At 63.1% G+C, this 17,719-nt stretch carries 23 protein-coding genes; 9 read left to right on the top strand and 14 right to left on the bottom strand.

Annotated elements, in window-relative coordinates; genetic code table 11:
- Positions 1-74: 74 nt before the first annotated feature.
- Positions 75-335: a hypothetical protein gene (locus ACFPFG_RS20595; protein ID WP_012202359.1), complete on the top strand. Its 261-nt coding sequence runs from the start codon at positions 75-77 to the stop codon at positions 333-335.
- 92 nt (positions 336-427) lie between these two features.
- Here the strand turns inward: ACFPFG_RS20595 and ACFPFG_RS20590 are convergent, their stop codons facing one another.
- From ACFPFG_RS20590 to ACFPFG_RS20550, 9 genes are all read right to left on the bottom strand, one after another.
- Positions 428-844 carry a F0F1 ATP synthase subunit epsilon gene (locus ACFPFG_RS20590; RefSeq protein WP_012202358.1) on the bottom strand — a complete coding sequence of 139 codons (417 nt, stop codon included), beginning with the start codon at positions 842-844 and terminating at the stop codon, positions 428-430.
- 160 nt (positions 845-1,004) lie between these two features.
- Positions 1,005-2,414, bottom strand: coding sequence for a F0F1 ATP synthase subunit beta (gene atpD / locus ACFPFG_RS20585; protein WP_012202357.1), 1,410 nt, complete (start codon positions 2,412-2,414; stop codon positions 1,005-1,007).
- A gap of 34 nt (positions 2,415-2,448) precedes the next feature.
- Positions 2,449-3,321, bottom strand: a complete 873-nt coding sequence (gene atpG / locus ACFPFG_RS20580) for a F0F1 ATP synthase subunit gamma (protein ID WP_012202356.1) — start codon at positions 3,319-3,321, stop codon at positions 2,449-2,451.
- 18 nt (positions 3,322-3,339) lie between these two features.
- On the bottom strand, positions 3,340-4,893 hold the full coding sequence (gene atpA, locus ACFPFG_RS20575) for a F0F1 ATP synthase subunit alpha (protein ID WP_016448495.1): 1,554 nt from the start codon (positions 4,891-4,893) through the stop codon (positions 3,340-3,342).
- Positions 4,894-4,941: 48 nt separating this feature from the next.
- Positions 4,942-5,481 carry a F0F1 ATP synthase subunit delta gene (locus ACFPFG_RS20570; RefSeq protein ID WP_012202354.1) on the bottom strand — a complete coding sequence of 180 codons (540 nt, stop codon included), beginning with the start codon at positions 5,479-5,481 and terminating at the stop codon, positions 4,942-4,944.
- 12 nt (positions 5,482-5,493) lie between these two features.
- Positions 5,494-5,964 carry a F0F1 ATP synthase subunit B gene (locus tag ACFPFG_RS20565; RefSeq protein WP_012202353.1) on the bottom strand — a complete coding sequence of 157 codons (471 nt, stop codon included), beginning with the start codon at positions 5,962-5,964 and terminating at the stop codon, positions 5,494-5,496.
- A 35-nt stretch (positions 5,965-5,999) separates the two neighbouring features.
- Complete coding sequence (gene atpE, locus ACFPFG_RS20560) at positions 6,000-6,248, bottom strand: F0F1 ATP synthase subunit C (protein WP_011803767.1); 249 nt, start codon at positions 6,246-6,248, stop codon at positions 6,000-6,002.
- 51 nt (positions 6,249-6,299) lie between these two features.
- On the bottom strand, positions 6,300-7,163 hold the full coding sequence (gene atpB, locus ACFPFG_RS20555; protein ID WP_183022156.1) for a F0F1 ATP synthase subunit A: 864 nt from the start codon (positions 7,161-7,163) through the stop codon (positions 6,300-6,302).
- 21 nt (positions 7,164-7,184) lie between these two features.
- Positions 7,185-7,667 (bottom strand): ATP synthase subunit I, encoded by a 483-nt coding sequence (locus tag ACFPFG_RS20550; RefSeq protein ID WP_012202351.1) that lies wholly within the window; start codon positions 7,665-7,667, stop codon positions 7,185-7,187.
- A 286-nt stretch (positions 7,668-7,953) separates the two neighbouring features.
- Here ACFPFG_RS20550 and ACFPFG_RS20545 point away from each other — a divergent pair, with 286 nt between their 5' ends.
- The 5 genes from ACFPFG_RS20545 to ACFPFG_RS20525 all read left to right on the top strand — a co-directional run bounded on the left by ACFPFG_RS20545 (position 7,954) and on the right by ACFPFG_RS20525 (position 11,499).
- The gene (locus tag ACFPFG_RS20545) at positions 7,954-8,271 is read left to right on the top strand and encodes a YbeD family protein (RefSeq protein ID WP_183022155.1); all 318 of its coding nucleotides are present in this window, start codon (positions 7,954-7,956) and stop codon (positions 8,269-8,271) included.
- Entirely contained in the window at positions 8,268-8,993 is a 726-nt protein-coding gene (gene lipB, locus ACFPFG_RS20540) for a lipoyl(octanoyl) transferase LipB (RefSeq protein ID WP_380108045.1), read from the top strand. Before ACFPFG_RS20545 ends, lipB begins: the two co-directional genes overlap by 4 nt.
- A gap of 10 nt (positions 8,994-9,003) precedes the next feature.
- Entirely contained in the window at positions 9,004-9,984 is a 981-nt protein-coding gene (lipA, locus tag ACFPFG_RS20535; RefSeq protein ID WP_013800257.1) for a lipoyl synthase, read from the top strand.
- A 317-nt stretch (positions 9,985-10,301) separates the two neighbouring features.
- Complete coding sequence (locus ACFPFG_RS20530) at positions 10,302-11,012, top strand: hypothetical protein (protein ID WP_183022152.1); 711 nt, start codon at positions 10,302-10,304, stop codon at positions 11,010-11,012.
- Between the two features lie 16 nt (positions 11,013-11,028).
- Positions 11,029-11,499, top strand: a complete 471-nt coding sequence (locus ACFPFG_RS20525; protein ID WP_380108042.1) for a hypothetical protein — start codon at positions 11,029-11,031, stop codon at positions 11,497-11,499.
- A gap of 310 nt (positions 11,500-11,809) precedes the next feature.
- Here the strand turns inward: ACFPFG_RS20525 and ptsP are convergent, their stop codons facing one another.
- The 4 genes from ptsP to ACFPFG_RS20505 form a co-directional block, all read right to left on the bottom strand.
- Positions 11,810-13,585, bottom strand: a complete 1,776-nt coding sequence (gene ptsP / locus ACFPFG_RS20520) for a phosphoenolpyruvate--protein phosphotransferase (RefSeq protein WP_183022150.1) — start codon at positions 13,583-13,585, stop codon at positions 11,810-11,812.
- Between the two features lie 117 nt (positions 13,586-13,702).
- On the bottom strand, positions 13,703-13,972 hold the full coding sequence (locus tag ACFPFG_RS20515; protein ID WP_012202346.1) for an HPr family phosphocarrier protein: 270 nt from the start codon (positions 13,970-13,972) through the stop codon (positions 13,703-13,705).
- Positions 13,941-14,402, bottom strand: a complete 462-nt coding sequence (locus ACFPFG_RS20510; RefSeq protein ID WP_170962107.1) for a PTS sugar transporter subunit IIA — start codon at positions 14,400-14,402, stop codon at positions 13,941-13,943. Before ACFPFG_RS20510 ends, ACFPFG_RS20515 begins: the two co-directional genes overlap by 32 nt.
- Positions 14,403-14,527: 125 nt before the next feature.
- On the bottom strand, positions 14,528-15,145 hold the full coding sequence (locus ACFPFG_RS20505) for a hypothetical protein (protein ID WP_380108038.1): 618 nt from the start codon (positions 15,143-15,145) through the stop codon (positions 14,528-14,530).
- A 123-nt stretch (positions 15,146-15,268) separates the two neighbouring features.
- Between ACFPFG_RS20505 and ACFPFG_RS20500 the strand changes: the two genes are divergently transcribed.
- Entirely contained in the window at positions 15,269-15,772 is a 504-nt protein-coding gene (locus ACFPFG_RS20500) for a TlpA disulfide reductase family protein (RefSeq protein ID WP_043780365.1), read from the top strand.
- Positions 15,773-15,835: 63 nt separating this feature from the next.
- Here the strand turns inward: ACFPFG_RS20500 and ACFPFG_RS20495 are convergent, their stop codons facing one another.
- A complete protein-coding gene (locus tag ACFPFG_RS20495) occupies positions 15,836-16,282 on the bottom strand; it encodes a c-type cytochrome (protein ID WP_183022148.1) in 447 nt (148 codons plus the stop codon).
- Positions 16,283-16,441: 159 nt separating this feature from the next.
- On the opposite strand from ACFPFG_RS20495, the gene ACFPFG_RS20490 reads away from it, so the two are divergent.
- Both ACFPFG_RS20490 and ACFPFG_RS20485 read left to right on the top strand, forming a co-directional pair.
- Positions 16,442-17,140: a cytochrome b/b6 domain-containing protein gene (locus ACFPFG_RS20490; protein WP_183022147.1), complete on the top strand. Its 699-nt coding sequence runs from the start codon at positions 16,442-16,444 to the stop codon at positions 17,138-17,140.
- 65 nt (positions 17,141-17,205) lie between these two features.
- A complete protein-coding gene (locus ACFPFG_RS20485; protein ID WP_183022146.1) occupies positions 17,206-17,697 on the top strand; it encodes a GNAT family N-acetyltransferase in 492 nt (163 codons plus the stop codon).
- Positions 17,698-17,719 lie beyond the last annotated feature (22 nt).

The following is a 17,719-nucleotide window of genomic DNA, read 5'->3' as shown; positions in this document are numbered from 1 at the left end:
CCCCCTTCATCAAGCTATCGCGGGCACGGAGGCTGTGATAGCGTCACGCCATTTCATCAAGGAGCATCCACAACATGAAGAATACCCTGGCCCGCCTGGGCCTGCTGGCCGCCGTGCTGACACTGAGCGCCTGCGCAAGCCCCATCCTCGACGACTCGCAGGAATATGACTATGTGCTCAGCTGCAAGCTGCGCGAAGACGACCCCAAGCGCTGCGAGCAACAGATCCGCGCCCTGTGCCCCGTGCCCGCCAAGGCCGTGACGCACAAGTCGCGCACGGTCGATCCGAAGGACAATGCCGTGACCTACGTGTACCAGGCCCGCTGCGGCGACTGAGTCATGGGGCCGGCGACCGGGCTTGCAGCCTTTCGCATCAAAGAAAAAGCCGCCCGAGGGCGGCTTTCTTGCAGCTGGGACCCGAAGGGGGCTCAGCGCTTTTGGCGGAACTTGCGCAGGGCCGCGATCTGAGCGGCCATGACGGCCAGCTCGGACTGGGCACGCGCCAGATCGACTTCGCTCTTGGCGTTCTTCAGTGCTTCCTCGGCTTCGAGCTTGGCCTTCTCGGCCTTCTCGGCGTCCAGGTCGGCACCGCGGATGGCGGTGTCGGACAGCACGGTCACACAGTTGGGCTGCACTTCCAGGATGCCGCCGGCCACGAAGACGAACTCTTCGCTGCCGTCCGCCATCTCGATACGCACCGAGCCGGGCTTGATGCGCGTGATCAGCGGAGTGTGGCGGGGAAAAATGCCCAGTTCGCCGGATTCACCGGGCAGGGCGACAAAGCGCGCTTCACCGGAGAAGATGGACTCTTCGGCACTGACCACATCAACGTGGATGGTGTTCATCTTTGCTCCTCAGAAAAGGTAGGACTGGAACTTGGAACCGGCAGGGCCCAGATCGGGGACACCGAGCAAGGGCCGCCCCGCAGCGAGGGTGTCGTCCCCCTCCCCCGCGAAGCGGGTAGAGAGGGGGAAGCGACGCAGTCGCTCAGGGGGTGCCGCAGGCTCAAGCCGCCAGCTTCTTGGCCTTCTCGAAGGCTTCGTCGATGGTGCCGACCATGTAGAAGGCCTGCTCGGGCAGGTGATCGCACTCGCCAGCGCAGATCATCTTGAAACCGCGGATGGTTTCAGCCAGCGACACGTACTTGCCGGGAGCGCCAGTGAACACTTCGGCCACGTGGAAAGGCTGCGACAGGAAACGCTGGATCTTGCGGGCGCGGGCCACGGTCAGCTTGTCTTCGGGAGCCAGCTCGTCCATGCCCAGAATGGCGATGATGTCGCGCAGTTCCTTGTAGCGCTGCAGCGTGCCCTGCACTTCACGAGCCACCTTGTAGTGCTCTTCACCCACGACTTGGGGGTCCAGCTGGCGGCTGGTGGAGTCCAGCGGGTCGACGGCGGGGTAGATACCCAGCGAAGCGATGTCACGCGACAGCACCACGGTCGAGTCCAAGTGGGCGAACGTCGTGGCAGGCGAGGGGTCGGTCAAGTCATCGGCAGGCACGTAAACGGCCTGGATGGAAGTGATCGAACCGACCTTGGTCGAGGTGATGCGCTCTTGCAGGCGACCCATTTCCTCGGCCAGCGTGGGCTGGTAGCCCACGGCGGAAGGCATGCGACCCAGCAGGGCGGACACTTCGGTACCGGCCAGCGTGTAGCGGTAGATGTTGTCCACGAAGAACAGCACGTCCTTGCCTTCGTCACGGAAGGCTTCGGCCATGGTCAGGCCGGTCAGCGCCACACGCAGACGGTTGCCCGGGGGTTCGTTCATCTGACCGTAGACCATGGCCACCTTGGAGTCGTTCAGCGACTCCTGGTTGACCACGCCGGCGTCCGACATTTCGTGATAGAAGTCATTGCCTTCGCGGGTACGTTCACCCACACCGGCGAACACCGACAGACCACCGTGGCCCTTGGCGATGTTGTTGATGAGTTCCATCATGTTCACGGTCTTGCCCACGCCGGCGCCACCGAACAGACCCACCTTGCCGCCCTTGGCGAAGGGAGAGATCAGGTCGATCACCTTGATGCCGGTTTCCAGCAGTTCCTGCGAAGGCGACAGCTCGTCATAAGCCGGTGCCTTGCGGTGGATGGGGGCCGTCAGGGCCTGATCCACGGGACCACGTTCGTCGATGGGGTTGCCCAGCACGTCCATGATGCGACCCAGCGTCGCCTTGCCCACGGGCACGGTGATGGGGTTGCCGGTGTTGGACACCATCAGGCCGCGACGCAGACCGTCGGACGAACCCAGGGCGATGGTACGCACAACGCCGTCACCCAGCAGTTGCTGCACTTCCAGCGTCAGGGCCGAGCCGTCGAGCTTCAGGGCATCGAACACCTTGGGCATTGCGTTGCGGGGGAACTCGACGTCCACCACAGCGCCAATACATTGAACAATCTTGCCTTGCACTTGAGCCATTTTTTGCTCCAATTAGTTTGTCTGTTAAAGCCGTTTACACCGCAGCGGCGCCAGCCACGATTTCCGACAGTTCGGTCGTGATGGCTGCCTGACGCGTCTTGTTGTAGACGAGCTTCAACTCGCTGATGACGTTGCCGGCGTTGTCGGTAGCGGCCTTCATGGCCACCATGCGCGCCGATTGCTCGGACGCCATGTTTTCCGCGACAGCTTGGTAGACCAGGGACTCTGCGTAACGCACGAGCAGCTCGTCGATCACGGACTGCGCATCGGGTTCGTAGATGTAGTCCCAGCTATGGCCAGACGTCTTCTCGGCCTGCATGCTCTCGGACGACAGGGGCAGCAACTGCTCCACCACCGATTCCTGCTTCATGGTGTTGATGAACTTGGTGTAGCTCAGGTACACCGCGCTCAGCTTGCCCGCTGCGTACGCATCGAGCAGCACCTTCACAGGGCCGATCAGCTTTTCCAGATGGGGCGTATCGCCCAGACCCGTCGCGTGCGAAACCACCTTGGCGCCGACACGGTTCAGAAAGCCCAGACCCTTGTTGCCAATGGCCACTGCTTCTGCCGACACGCCTTGATCCTGCAGCTCCCGCAGCTTGGCCGTGACAGCACGCAACACGTTGGTGTTCATGCCGCCGCACAACCCCTTGTCCGTCGTCACAACGATGACGCCGGCAGTCTTTGCATCACCGTTCACTTGCATGAACGGGTGCACGTACTCGGGGTTGGCTTGGCCAAGATGGACTGCAATGTTGCGGATCTTTTCGCTGTACGGGCGTGCAGCCAGCATCCGTTCCTGCGCCTTGCGCATCTTGGATGCGGCCACCATTTCCATGGCTTTGGTGATCTTCTTGGTGTTTTCCACCGATTTGATCTTGCCGCGAATTTCCTTACCTGCTGCCATGATGGCTCCTCGTCCGGTTTAAGCGAACGACTTCTTGAACGCAACGATGGCGGCGTTCAATTCGGCTTCGGAATCCTTGTCCATGGCCTTGGAAGCGTTCAGCTTGTCGATCAGGGCGCCATGGCTGGTCTTCAGGAACTGGTGCAGACCAGACTCGAAAGCCAGCACTTGCTTGACCTGGATGTCGTCCATGTAGCCCTTGTTCACTGCGAACAGCGAAGCGCCCATCAAAGCGGTGGACAGGGGGCTGTACTGGGCCTGCTTGAGCAGTTCGGTCACGCGGGCGCCGCGGTCGAGCTGCTTGCGGGTGGCTTCGTCCAGGTCGGAGGCGAACTGCGCGAAGGCAGCCAGCTCACGGTACTGTGCCAGGTCGGTACGGATACCGCCGGATTGGCCCTTGACCAGCTTGGTCTGTGCAGCACCACCGACGCGCGACACCGAGATACCGGCGTTGATGGCGGGGCGGATACCGGCGTTGAACAGGCTGGTTTCCAGGAAGATCTGGCCGTCCGTGATCGAGATCACGTTCGTGGGCACGAAGGCCGACACGTCACCGGCCTGGGTTTCGATGATGGGCAGTGCCGTCAGCGAACCCGTCTTGCCCTTGACTTCACCCTTGGTGAAGGCTTCGACGTAGTCGGCATTCACGCGGGCTGCACGTTCGAGCAGGCGGCTGTGGAGATAGAACACGTCGCCGGGGAAGGCTTCGCGGCCCGGGGGACGGCGCAGCAGCAGCGAAACCTGGCGGTAGGCCACGGCTTGCTTGGACAGGTCGTCATAGACGATCAGGGCGTCTTCGCCGCGGTCGCGGAAGTACTCGCCCATCGTGCAGCCGGAGTAGGCCGACACGTACTGCATGGCAGCGGATTCGGAAGCGGTGGCAGCCACGACGATGGTGTATTCCATCGCGCCGGCCTGCTCCAGGGCACGCACCACGTTCTTGATCGAGGAAGCCTTCTGGCCGATCGCAACGTAGATGCAGGTAACGCCCTGACCCTTCTGGTTGATGATGGCGTCGATGGCCACGGCGGTCTTGCCGGTCTGGCGGTCGCCGATGATCAGTTCGCGCTGGCCACGGCCGACGGGCACCATCGAGTCGATGGACTTGATGCCAGTCTGCAGGGGCTGGTCCACGGACTGGCGTGCGATCACGCCGGGAGCGACCTTCTCGATCACGTCCGTCATCTTGGCGTTGATCGGACCCTTGCCGTCAATCGGCTGGCCCAGGGCGTTGACCACGCGGCCGATGAGTTCGGGGCCGACGGGCACTTCCAGAATGCGACCCGTGCACTTGACGGTGTCGCCTTCGGAGATGTGCTCGTACTCGCCCAGAATCACGGCGCCGACGGAGTCGCGCTCGAGGTTCAGCGCCAGGCCGAAGGAGGGCTGGCCATCCTTGCCTGCGGGGAATTCCAGCATTTCGCCTTGCATCACGTCCGACAGGCCGTGCACGCGCACGATACCGTCGGTCACCGAAACCACGGTGCCTTCGTTACGGATGTCGCTGCTGCCAGCCAGACCCTCGATGCGGCTCTTGATCAGTTCAGAAATTTCTGCGGGATTGAGTTGCATGACTCTTTCCTTCTTTAGCTTTGGTTAGCCGAGACCTCAGTCGCGTTGTTACGCAATGAGGGCCGCTTTCATTTGTTCCAGGCGGGCCTTGACGGAGGTGTCAAGAACTTCATCACCCACCACGACGCGGATGCCACCGATCAGGGACTGATCTTGCTGCACCGACAGGTTCAGCTTTCGGCCGAAACGCTTCTCCAGCGAAGTCCCGAGGGCAGCCAGTGCGGCAGCATCTATGGGAAAAGCGCTTTGAACCACGGCGTCGGACGAGCCACCGGCGCGGTTCACGAGGCTGCGAAACTGGGCCGCCACTTCTGGCAGGGCTTGCAGTCGGCCGTTTTCAATGATGACGCGCAGAAAGTTGCGAGCGGCATCAGGCAATGCCGAGCCGGCCACGCCGCTGATGACGTCGAACAGTTGTTCGTCGGTCACCTTGGGGTCGTCGGCCAGCTGGCGCAATTGCGGATTGGCGGCAATCGCCGCCAATTCCTCCGCCCAGGCAACAGTGCCGGACAGGTCAGCACCCTGCTGGGTGCTGGCCTTGAACAGGGCATCTGCGTAAGGACGGGCAATGGTGGCGAGTTCTGCCATGTTTGCTCTTCCTTACAGCTCGGTCTTCAGGCGGTTCAGCAGGTCGGCATGGACGCCGGCATCCACTTCCTTGCGCAGGATCTGCTCGGCGCCCTTGACGGCCAGCGCGGCCACTTGCTCGCGCAGGGCTTCACGGGCCTGGACTGTCTGCTGCTCGGCCTCGGCGCGGGCAGCAGCAACAATCTTGTTGCCTTCTTCGGAGGCACGGGCCTTGGCTTCTTCGATGATGGCCTGGGCACGGCGTTCGGCGTCCGCAAGCCGCGATGCCGTTTCGTTGCGCGTCTGGGCCAGTTCCTGCTCGACGCGCTTGTTGGCGGCGGCCAGGTCAGTCTTGGCCTTGTCGGCAGCAGCGAGGCCATCGGCGATTTTCAGAGCTCGTTCATCCAGCGCCTTCGCGATCGGGGGCCACACGAACTTCATCGTGAACAGCACCAGGATCAGGAAAACGATGGCCTGGACGAACAGGGTCGCGTTGATACTCACGGCAACACCTTTCTATCTAGGGCGTTGATCGGAGCTTAGGCCAGGACGAAGGGGTTGGCGAAAGCGAACAGCAGAGCGATAGCAACGCCGATCAGGAAGGCAGCGTCGATCAGACCGGCCAAGATGAACATCTTGGTTTGCAGTTCGTTGATCAGCTCAGGCTGACGTGCCGACGATTCCAGGAACTTGCCACCCATCAGGGCGATACCGATCGAAGCGCCGATAGCGCCCAGACCAACGATCAGACCACAAGCCAGAGCGACGAGACCGAGAATGTTTTCCATGATGACTCCTGAGATTAAAGAAAGAGAAAGGTTGAGAGGGAAAGGAAATGGTCAGTGGGCTTCATGTGCCTGGCCGAGATAGATCAGCGTCAGCATCATGAAAATGAAGGCCTGCAGGGTGATGATCAGAATGTGGAAGATCGCCCAGATAGAGCCTGCAATGATGTGCCCCAAGGGGAGCAACACACCGGAAAGCGACATGGCAGCCGCACCGCCCATCAGAGCGATCAGACAGAACACCAACTCACCAGCGTACATGTTGCCGAACAGTCGCATGCCATGCGAAACCGTCTTGGCGACATATTCAATGATCTGCATGGCCAGGTTGATAACACCCAGGATCAGTGCAAACACGGGATTCTTGCTGGTGCCGAACGGAGCGGTCACCAGTTCGTGGGCCCAGCCGCCCATGCCCTTGATCTTGACGCTGTAGTAGAAGCACAGGATCAGCACGGCCGAGGACAGGCCCAGCGTGGTCGAGAGGTCGGCCGTGGGAACGACCCGCAGGTAGGCGTGCGAGTCACCCTGGGCGCCTTGCCACAGCACTGGCAGCAGGTCCACGGGCAGCATGTCCATGGCGTTCATCATGAAGATCCAGACGAACACGGTGAGCGCCAGGGGAGCGATGAACTTGCGGCTCTGCGCGTTGTGGATGTTGGCCTTGGCCTGGTTGTCCACCATCTCGACCAGCAGCTCTACAGCCGCCTGGAAGCGGCCCGGAACGCCCGATGTGGCCTTGCGCGCGGCGAGCCACAGCACGAACAGGCTCAGCACGCCCAGCGTGGCGCTGACGACGATCGAGTCCAGGTTGATGACCGAAAAGTCGATGATCGACTTTTGCTTGATGTTCTGGAGGTGCTGCAGGTGGTGAACGATGTATTCACTTGCAGTAGGTGCGTGCGCGTCTGCGGCCATCGGTCAACTTCTCTTCAAATATCAATCGGTTTTTCGGACATTGGCTCGCACTATCAGCGCGACCCAATACGTTTTCATGACGATCACCAAGCCCGCCAGCAGCGCCAGCCAACTCAGCCCCGGGACCAGCTTGGGTGCAGCCGCCAGCATGGCAATGCACAGCACCAGCTTCACCAGTTCCCAGCCAAAAATTCCCACCATGGCGGCTGCCGCGCCGCCCGGCCTCTTGCGCACGACGGCGCGCGCAAACAGCGCAGCCGGCAGCACCACCGACAAGGCGCCATAGGCAGCCGACCATCCGACCTCGGCGCGCCCCGTCACCAGCCACGCGACCAGTGCCACCAGCACGCCAACCACCGCCTGGACCACCACGAAGCGCCACACAGACATCTGCGGGTTTCGCGTGCGCCACTCCTGAGCCTCCTCGGAGGTCAGGGGCTTGAAGTCGGAATCCTCGCCCTCAAGTTCCCTGTCAGCGTCTGTGTCGGCGGCGTAGTTTTTCATTGGGTTCTCGAAGGCCGCAGACCAGACAAGACTTTTTCACAAAGCCTCTGATTATAAGTAAAAACCCCTGCCGAACGATAGGGGTTGTTACGGGCATGCCCAAAACGGCGGCGGCAGCCTGGCTGTGTGGCAACAGGCCAACAACACCAGCCTCGCACCGCAGGCAGCTTGTTTGTTGTGTGTGGAGTTTTCGTGACCGGCGGCGCGGCAGCCCCAGGCTGCGACATGGCCGCGAACGATAGCGCACAATCGCCTCCAACGCCAAGCGATTAACCTTGATTCACCTATGACCGACGCCCCCACCCCCTCTCCCGCACCAGCAGCCGCGCCGGGCGCGGACCCGCGCAAGGACTCGTTGATCGAGTACCCGTCGCAGTTTCCCATCAAGGTCATGGGCATCAAGGCCGAGCATCTGGTGCACGAGATCACCCAGATCGCCCAGCGCTTCGACCCTGCCTTTGATGCCAGCACCATTGAATTGCGCCCCAGCAGCAGCGGAAAATACCTGGGCGTCACCGTCACCGTGACGGCGACCAGCCGCGAGCAACTCGACGATCTGTACCGCGCCTTCACCTCGCATCCGCTGGTGAAAGTGGTGCTGTGAGCACCCTCGGCGCGCAGCAGACGCCGTCGTTGGACCTGCGCCTGCTGGGCCGCACGGACTACGAGGCCACGGTGCAGGCCATGCAGGCATTCACGAGCGGCCGCGATGCCCGCACGCGCGACGAACTGTGGATCTGCGAGCACTCCCCGCATTTCACGCAAGGCCTTGCCGGGAAAAGTGACCACTTGCTGAGCCCCGGCAGCATTCCCGTGGTCGCAACCAACCGCGGCGGTCAGGTCACCTACCACGGCCCGGGCCAAGTGGTCGCCTATCCGTTGCTGGACCTGCAGCGCCTGGGCTACTTCGTCAAGGAATACGTGTTCCGCATCGAAGATGCGGTCATCCGCACGCTGGAGCATTTCGGCATCACCGGCCATCGCGTGGAAGGCGCCCCCGGCATCTACGTGCGCCTTGACGATCCTCGCAGCCACGCCATGCTGGCCCAGCGCCCGCAACTACGCGCACCCGGCTCGCCCGCGCCCCAGCCCGATTTTTCGGGGCTCGGCAAGATTGCGGCCCTGGGCATCAAGGTCAGCCGGCATTGCACCTATCACGGCGTTGCCCTGAATGCCGCCATGGACCTGGAACCCTACGAACGGATCAACCCTTGCGGCTATGCAGGACTGCAAACGGTGGACCTTTCTACAATCGGCGTTCAGACAACCTGGGACGAAGCCGCGCGCGTGCTGGGACGACAGTTGCAGCGCCGCCTAGCCCCCTGAATCCAGAACCATGACCACCAACACCGTCGTGCGCGAAGCGCAGTCCCAAGCCGAGTACAACCCGCTGGCCAAGCAGAAGGCGGCAGCGAAGCTTTCGCGCATCCCGATCAAGGTCGAGCATGGCGAGGCCCTCAAGAAGCCCGAGTGGATCCGCGTGAAGGCGGGCAGCCCCACCACGCGCTTCTACGAGATCAAGGACATCCTGCGCGCCAACAAGCTGCACACGGTCTGCGAGGAAGCCTCCTGCCCCAACATCGGCGAATGTTTCGGCAAGGGCACGGCGACCTTCATGATCATGGGCGACAAGTGCACGCGCCGCTGCCCGTTCTGCGATGTGGGCCACGGCCGCCCCGACCCGCTGGACACCAACGAGCCGCTCAATCTTGCAAAGACGATTGCCGAGCTGCGCCTGAAGTACGTGGTGATCACCAGCGTGGATCGCGACGACCTGCGCGACGGCGGCTCGGGCCACTTCGTGGAGTGCATCAAGAACATCCGCGAGCTCTCGCCGCTGACCCAGATCGAGATCCTGGTGCCCGACTTCCGTGGCCGCGACGACCGTGCGCTGGAAATCCTCAAGGCCGCACCTCCCGATGTGATGAACCACAACCTGGAGACCGCACCGCGCCTGTACAAGGAAGCGCGTCCCGGCTCGGACTACCAGTTCTCGCTGAACCTGCTCAAGAAGTTCAAGGCCTTGCACCCCAAGGTTCCCACCAAGAGCGGCATCATGGTCGGCCTGGGCGAGACCGACGAGGAAATCCTGCAGGTCATGCGCGACATGCGCGCGCATGACATCGACATGCTGACCATCGGCCAATACCTGGCACCCAGCAACAGCCACCTGCCGGTACGTCGCTACGTGCACCCCGACACCTTCAAGATGTTCGAGGAAGAAGCGTACAAGATGGGCTTCACGCATGCAGCCGTGGGCGCCATGGTGCGCTCGAGCTACCACGCGGACCAGCAGGCCCACGCCGCCGGCGTCTGAGCCGGCAACGGCCGCCCGCCTGCAGGGCGACCTTCTTCACGCACTTCGGGGATGGCCATTGCAGGCCATCCCCTTTTTCATGCCTGTAGGCATGGCATTCGGCTACGGGTTTCCACCCGAATACACATTCAGCAACAAACAAGCCATGCCATGTATCACCGGAATCTCGGTTGATCAATTCCCCGATCTCTTTATGATGCCGACTTTCCAAATGCTTTCTGCATTCAAGAAAATCCGAAATACCCAGGAATGCGGCTCATCGACATGAAATCCCGGATTTCAGTCGTTCGGGCGCCGCTCCATTGACAAAGGGAGAAATGCTTATGGCCAATGACGAGCAAAAGGACCGTGCAGCATTCGATGCCGCCATACAGGCACTGAAAGCAGAGGTTGCCAATGCCGGGGTACATCTCTCGCTGGACTCATCTGCACGCCTGGCCTATGCCCGACAGATTCAGGCCATGGCCAACGAGCTTCAGTTGCAGGCCACGAGTGGCCGTATCACCTGGGGCCAGGCTGCACAACAGGCCCAGGAGGCGCGCAATGTCATCATGGAGATCATCCGAGGCCGCAGCACCCCCGTGGGCAGAGCCATGGCGCAGCGCATCAAGAGCGAGGGAAAGACGCTCAATGAACTGATTGCCCGCAAGGCCCAGCAATTGCACGGCCCCAACGTGCGGTTCGATCGCCTCACGGCGGCCCAGCAAAACGCCGTGTATGGCGAAATCGTCAAATCCGCCGGCAAGTCCAATGCCGCCATCACCCAGAGAATGCGCATGCTCTCGCGGGCAGGACGCGGCCTCCTGGTCTTCTCCATCGCGGTATCGGTCTACACCATCGCCAACGCAGACAACAAGGTGGAGGCCGCCGGCAAGGAACTGGCCGTCACAGGTGCCGGGATCGGTGGAGGCATGGCAGGTGGTGCTCTGGCCGGGCTGGCCTGCGGGCCCGGGGCACCCGCCTGCGTGGTGGTCGGCGCATTTGTCGGCGGGGCACTGGCTGCCATAGGCGTCGAATTCCTCTGGTGAAACTTCAGGAGAACAGATGCACATCCTCTCCGACCGGCAGTTGTCACTGCAGCCCACCGCGTCCCATCCTGCAGGGCAGGTACCGCAAAGCCGCCTTGTGCTCAACGGGAATGCCACGGCCATCCTGGTGGACGGCACCATTCTCGAGGCGGCCTTTCAATGGAACAACCTCTACCTTCTGTTCACCACCGATGACACGCCCATGGAGGAGATGCTGCGGATCACGCTGCTCGACGCGAATCTGCAGGCAATCGACAAGGCCGTGATAGGCAGCATGTATTCCACGGGCAGCTTCTCGTTGCTGCCATCGGACGAACGATCGCTGGTGCGGTTTCGATTCATGGGAAATACGGACTGGAGTGTCGAAATCCTGCAGGAACCTGGATTCCGGCTGCCATTTCTTGGCGATCCGCGCGCCGTCACGCGACCCCTGGGGTTTTCGCGGCGCTTTGTCGTGCGAGGCCATCCTGAGCGGGAAAGCAACTGATGCCCAGGCAGTTGAAGGCAATAAAAAAGCAGGGCCAACGCGCACGCCCTGCTTGAATTGGATGCAATCGTGCCTTCCCTGATCCACGTAGAAAAAAAGCCTGGCTAACCGGCAGACCGCTGGCTGGCAAACCGACTTGCTGCAGGCTGAACAGGCCTGGCGAGTCGCCCCACGATGAAACTGAAAAAGCTTGCAGCTCGAATTCCCCACCAGAGAGCTTCTTGCTGCATTGGAGTGGATCATAACATAGAATGAGAATCAATCGCAACTGAAGTTGTGATTTTTTTGCTGCTTCAGCACTTGAATGACGTCATGGACTCAGCAGCGCTGCCGGGCTGTCTGAACGAAGGACTTCCTGCGCCCATGAGGCCAGCTTGCGTGTGTCGGCGCGCAGGATTTCCTGCTTGACGACCAGGATCTGCGCCGGATGCATGGAAAAGCTGCGCAGGCCCAGGCCGAGCAGCAGGCGCGTCATGCCCACATCGCCGGCAGTCTCCCCGCAGACACAGACGCTCTTGCCTTGCGCCCGTCCTTCGGCAATCACATCCGCCACCAGCTTGAGCACGGCGGGATGCAGGGGATCGTAGAGATGGGCCACGGTCTCGTCGGCGCGGTCGATGGCCAGCGTGTACTGGATCAGGTCGTTGGTGCCAATGGACAGGAAGTCGAAATAGCGCAGGAAGGTGCGCACGATCAGCGCTGCCGCAGGCACCTCGATCATGGCGCCCAGCTTGACGGGGCCGTGGGCCACGCCGCGGGCGTCAAGCTCGCTTTGCGCCAGCCGCACCTGGGCCAGGGTCTGCTCGATCTCGCTTTGGTGGGCCAGCATGGGGAACAGCAGATGGATCTGCCCGTGCGCCGCCGCACGCAGGATGGCGCGCAACTGGGTGCGGAACATGGCCGGATCGGCCAGGCTCCAGCGGATGGCGCGCAGACCCAGCGCGGGGTTCAGGTAGTAGTCCTTGGGCTGTGCCTTGTCCAGCGGCTTGTCGGCGCCCACGTCCAGCGTGCGTATGGTCACGGGCATGCCCTGCATTCCATCCACGGCTTCGCGGTAGGCGCGGTACTGCTCTTCCTCGCCGGGCAGGTTGCCGCCACGCCCCATGAACAGGAATTCCGTGCGGAACAGCCCCACGCCCACGGCACCTGCATGCACGGCCGCAGGCCCGTCGCCGGGCTGCTCGATATTGGCCAGCAATTCGATGCGCTCTCCGTCCAGCGTCAGCGCGGGCGTGTGGCGCAGGCGCGAGAGGCGCTCGCGCTCCAGCTCGTTCTGGCGCTGGCGAAAGCCATATTCGGCCAGGATGATGGGAGAAGGATCGACGATGACGACGCCTGCGTTGCCATCGATGATGATCCAGTCGTCCTGGCGGATCAGTTGGCCGGCCGCGCGCGCGCCGACCACGGCCGGGATGTCCATGCTGCGCGCCACGATGGCCGTGTGCGAGGTGCGTCCGCCCACGGCCGTGATGAAGCCGGCAAACAGCCGGCTCTTGAACTGCAGCATGTCCACCGGCGACAGGTCCTGCGCTACCAGGACCAGGGGCGCCTCGGTGACTTCGTCGAGCAGCAGCGGCTGTTGCGGCGCGCCCTCCCCCGTTGCATCGGCTCGCGCCAGCGCGGCAGGCGCGGGCACCGGGCTGGCCATGCCCTTCATGTAGCGCAGGATGCGCTCGACCACCTGCTCCAGGTCCGCCTTGCGCTCGCGCAGGTACTCGTCCTCCATCTCGTCGAACTGACGCGAGACGACCTCCAGCTGCGTGGTCAGCGCCCATTCGGCGTTGTAGAGGCGATCGGATATCCAGTGCTTGATGGCGGCGGCCAGGGCCTCGTCCTGCAAAAGCAGCAGGTGGACGTCGAGCAGGGCATCGAGCTCGCCCGGCGCATCCTTGGGCATTTCATCCTGCAGGCGACGCAGCTCGTCGATGACGGCGTTGCGTGCGCTGCGGGCGCGGTCGATTTCCGCATCCACCTGGTCGGGCCGGATGAAGTAGTGCACCACCTCCATGCGGCTGGAGGCCACCACCACCGCGCGACCTATCGCAATGCCCCGTGAAACGGCCAGTCCGTGGATTGCAAACGTCATTGCGCCTGTCCTTTGCCTGCTGCTGCGCAGGCCCCGGGCCGTCGCAATGCGGCAGCGTCCGGGCCCGGCGCGTGTTGCTCTTTTGCGCTCACCGTCTGCCAGCGCAGCGGAGGCCCATCACTGGCCTTCGCCAAATTTGTCGTTGATCAGGGCTGTCAGCGCATCCATGGCTTCCTGCTCCTGCGGTCCTTCGGTTTCCAGCAGCACCTCGGAGCCCATGCCGGCAGCCAGCATCATCACGCCCATGATGCTCTTGGCGTTGATGCGCCGCTCGCCCTTGCTCATCCAGACTTCGCAGGGAAAGCTGCCTGCAAGCTTGGTGAGCTTGGCGGAGGCGCGGGCATGCAGGCCCAGTTTATTGCTGATGGTTATAGGGGTCTTGATCATTGGATGGTCGCGGACTCTGGTTCTGGGGCGTGTTCACGCCCACCTGCATCACCCCATGGCTGCCTCCCGCCAAGGCACGCTCGGCCACGGCTTCCAGCGCCTCGTGGCGATAGCCTATGGAGCGCAGCAGCATGGGCAAGTTCACTCCGGCCACCAGCCGCCCGGCAGGCAACTGCGCCACAAGGCGCTGCGCCACGTTGCAGGGCGTCGCGCCAAAGAGGTCGGTCAGCACCAGCGTGGGCAGCGCCACCAGGCCGCCATGGTCCTCCAGCAACTGCTCGGCACGCATCAGGGTGGCCTCGGGCGGCTCCTGAGCGGGCACATCCAGGGCGAGGACGTCCTCGGCACTGTCGGCGAACACATGCAAGGCGCATTCGCGCAGTGCATGGGCCAAAGGTGCGTGGGTGAACAAAAGGATGCGCGTGGTCATGAAGTCACAGGGTTCGGAGTCGATTATGGCGTGCGCAGGCGCATGCAGGGCAACCTGCGCGCCTGCACTGCGTTCCATGCCACAGCTGCCTCCCGCATCCGTGGCTCCGAAACCTGTTGCCGTTGCTATTGCAGTTGCAGGCTGGCGAAGAAGTTGTTGGCCTCGTCTGTGCGAGGCTTGTCGCTGTAGATCACGGCATGGTAGAGGCGTGCGCCTGCCGGCTCCATTCGTGCAAACCACACGCCATGGGCGGTGAGCTTCCAGCCCTGGGGCCCCACGCCCTCAAACGTGGTCCGCAGCGACTGCGGCAGATTCAGGGCGCCTGCAGGCAGGAAAGGGCCATCTTCCTTGGAGCGCAGTTGCTTGGCGCCTGCCGGCGCCTGGCCCGGAGCACCCGGGTTCATCTGGCCGAGCACGGCTGCCTGCCAGTACGACAGCATCTCGGCGGCTCTGGAGGGCTCGCTGACCAGGAAGTGGGACACTGCGTAGGTTGACGCATCGGCGTCGCATCCCATCATGGACATCTGCACCGTGCCCATGCCCTGGCCCAGCTCCACCGGCCGTGTGGCGGATTGCGGATCGCAGGGCAAGAGCACGCGCAGTGGCGTGCCTTCGACGGCGACCTGCCGCCAATCCAGCCTGGGACTGCAGGCGGCCAGGGGCGCCAACACCAACAGCGCAGCGCCGAGCCGCAGGGCAAGAGCGCGGCTCCTTGCCTTCGAAAAGCTTTCCATCAATGTCATGCCGGCATTATCGGCATGGCCCGACCTGTCCGAGCCCCGAACTTTTGCCCTTGCCGTGCATCGAAGTGCGGTGCACGGCATGCGTGCAGGCCTTCGGGCGCAACTTTGGGCACAATCGTCGCTATGGCAAGCAAACATTGGATCGCAGGCGTGGTGATCGCCGCAGCCGCCGGCATGGGCGCATGGGTGTATTCGGGTGCCGGCCAGACGGCCGCGCCGCAGTCCACCTTCGTGCTGCTGGACGGCAGCAAGCAGACCACGGCCGACCTCAAGGGCAAGGTAACCCTGGTGAATTTCTGGGCCACCAGCTGCACCACCTGCGTGGCCGAGATGCCCGAGATCGTCGCCACCCACCAGAAATTCCAGAGCCAGGGCTTCGAGACCCTGGCCGTGGCCATGAGCTACGACCCGCCCAGCTATGTGGTGAACTTCGCCGATTCGCGCAAGCTGCCTTTCAAGGTTGCGCTGGACAACACCGGCGCCGTGGCCCGGGCCTGGGGCGATGTGCAACTGACTCCCACCACCTACATCGTCAACAAGCGCGGCGACATCGTGAAGCGCTACGTGGGAGCACCTGACTTCGCTGAGCTGCATCGGCTGATCGAGAAACTGCTGGCCGAGGCCTGATACGGCGCAGACCAGGGCACAAAAAAACCGGCATCACGCCGGTTTTTCGCATCTGCATGCCGATCAGCGGCTGCGGAAGCTGTCGTGGCAGGCCTTGCAGCTGGCTGCGGCCGGGCCGAAGGCGGCCTTGAGCTGGTCCAGGTTGCCGGACTTGGCCGCCGCCGCGAGCTTGGCCGTCTCGGCCTGCATCTTCTCAGACAGGTCCTGGAACTTGGCCTGCTCCTTCCAGATTTCAGGCTTGGCCTTTCCACCTTCCGTGCCCGCGCCGAACGCGGCCCAAGGCAGCTTGGCCATGAAGGCCACCACCTCGGCGTTTTCCTGGGCCGCCTTGGCATCGAAGGGGATCTTTCCGTTCGCCATGGCGCCCAGGCGCCCGAAGTGCTGGCCCAGCACGGCGAGCGCGCCCTGGCGGTACTTGATGGCGTCTTCGGACTTGGCGAACTGTGCGGACGCGGGCAGCGCCGTGGCGGCCAGCAGGGCGGCCAGCGCCCATGCAGAAACTTTCTTCATCGTGGTTTTCCTTTGGGAGTGTGGGGAAATCTGCCGGGCCAGTATCGCAGCGGCGTCTTGCCGATGCCGCTTTGATTGACCACGGCCAGGGTGCATTCCTGGTCATCGCAGGAATGCGGGGCGGCACAATGCCCTTATCCCCACCCCAGCTCTCATGCCATGGCACAAAAATCGACCGCACAAGGCGCCGCCAAGCACAAGGTCCGTATCTGGGACCTGCCCACCCGGCTGTTTCACTGGCTGCTGGCCGCAACCGTGATTGCCCTGGTCGTGACGGCCAAGCTGGGCGGCAATGCCATGAACTGGCATCTGCTGCTGGGCCATGCCATGCTGGCCCTGCTGCTGTTCCGCCTGCTCTGGGGCCTGCTGGGCGGCCGCTGGTCGCGCTTTGCCAGCTTCATGCATGCGCCTGCCACCGTGCTGCGCCATGTGCGGGGGCAAGGAACGGAGAGCGACAGCGCAGGCCACAGCCCGCTGGGCGCCCTGTCCGTGTTTGCCATGCTGGCCGTGCTGGTCGCCCAGGTTGGCAGCGGGTTGCTCAGCGATGACGAGATTGCGTTCTCCGGGCCGCTGGGCCGCTTTGTATCGGGCGACACCGTGGCACAGGCCACCGCCTACCACGCGCACTGGGGGCAGTATCTGCTGTACGCGCTGGTGGCCCTGCACCTGTTGGCCATCATGTTCTATGCCTGGCGCGGACGGGGTCTGGTACGCGCCATGGTGACGGGAGACAAGCACTTGCCCGAACCCCTGCCCTCTTCACGCGACACGGCAGCCAGCCGCCTGCTGGCATTGGTCCTGGCGTTTGTGGCGGGGGCCGCCGCATGGTGGGTACAGCAGCTGGGAGGTGCTTTCTGACGGCGTGGCCAGACGTTGCCAGCTTGCCGCTACACTGCGTTTTCCGTCGTTTTAGCCAAGTGCCCGTGGACAAGCCCGCTGTCGCCTTGCTGGCGCCGAATCCCCTGGAAGACATGGACGAAGTCCGCCAGATCTTCCAGGAGTACGCCGCAAGCCTGGATGTCGATCTGCAATTTCAAGATTTCGAGGCCGAGATCGCCGATCTGCCTGGCGACTATGCCTCGCCGCGCGGCCACATCCTGCTGGCCAAGGTCGATGGCGCCGTGGCCGGCTGCTGCGCCTTGCGCCCGCTGGACAACTGCGATTACGCCAACGCCGCCGAGATGAAGCGCCTGTTCGTGCGCAAGGCCTTTCGCGGTTTCGGCCTGGGCCGCCAGCTCGCCGAGGCCATGCTCGATGTGGCGCGTCAGGCAGGCTATGACCATGTGCTGCTGGACACGCTGGACGACATGGAATCGGCCCGCGCCCTCTACGCAGATCTGGGCTTCGAGGAAATCCCGCCCTACTATCACAACCCCGTCGCGGGGGCGCATTACCTCAAGGCCGATATCTTCTAGGGCCCGGCAGGAGCAGTCCCCT

This window comes from Delftia deserti (assembly GCF_042653485.1).
GTDB lineage: Bacteria > Pseudomonadota > Gammaproteobacteria > Burkholderiales > Burkholderiaceae_C > Comamonas > Comamonas acidovorans.
The sequence above is the reverse complement of the archived record's forward strand: the minus strand, read 5'-3'. Positions and strand labels throughout refer to the sequence as shown.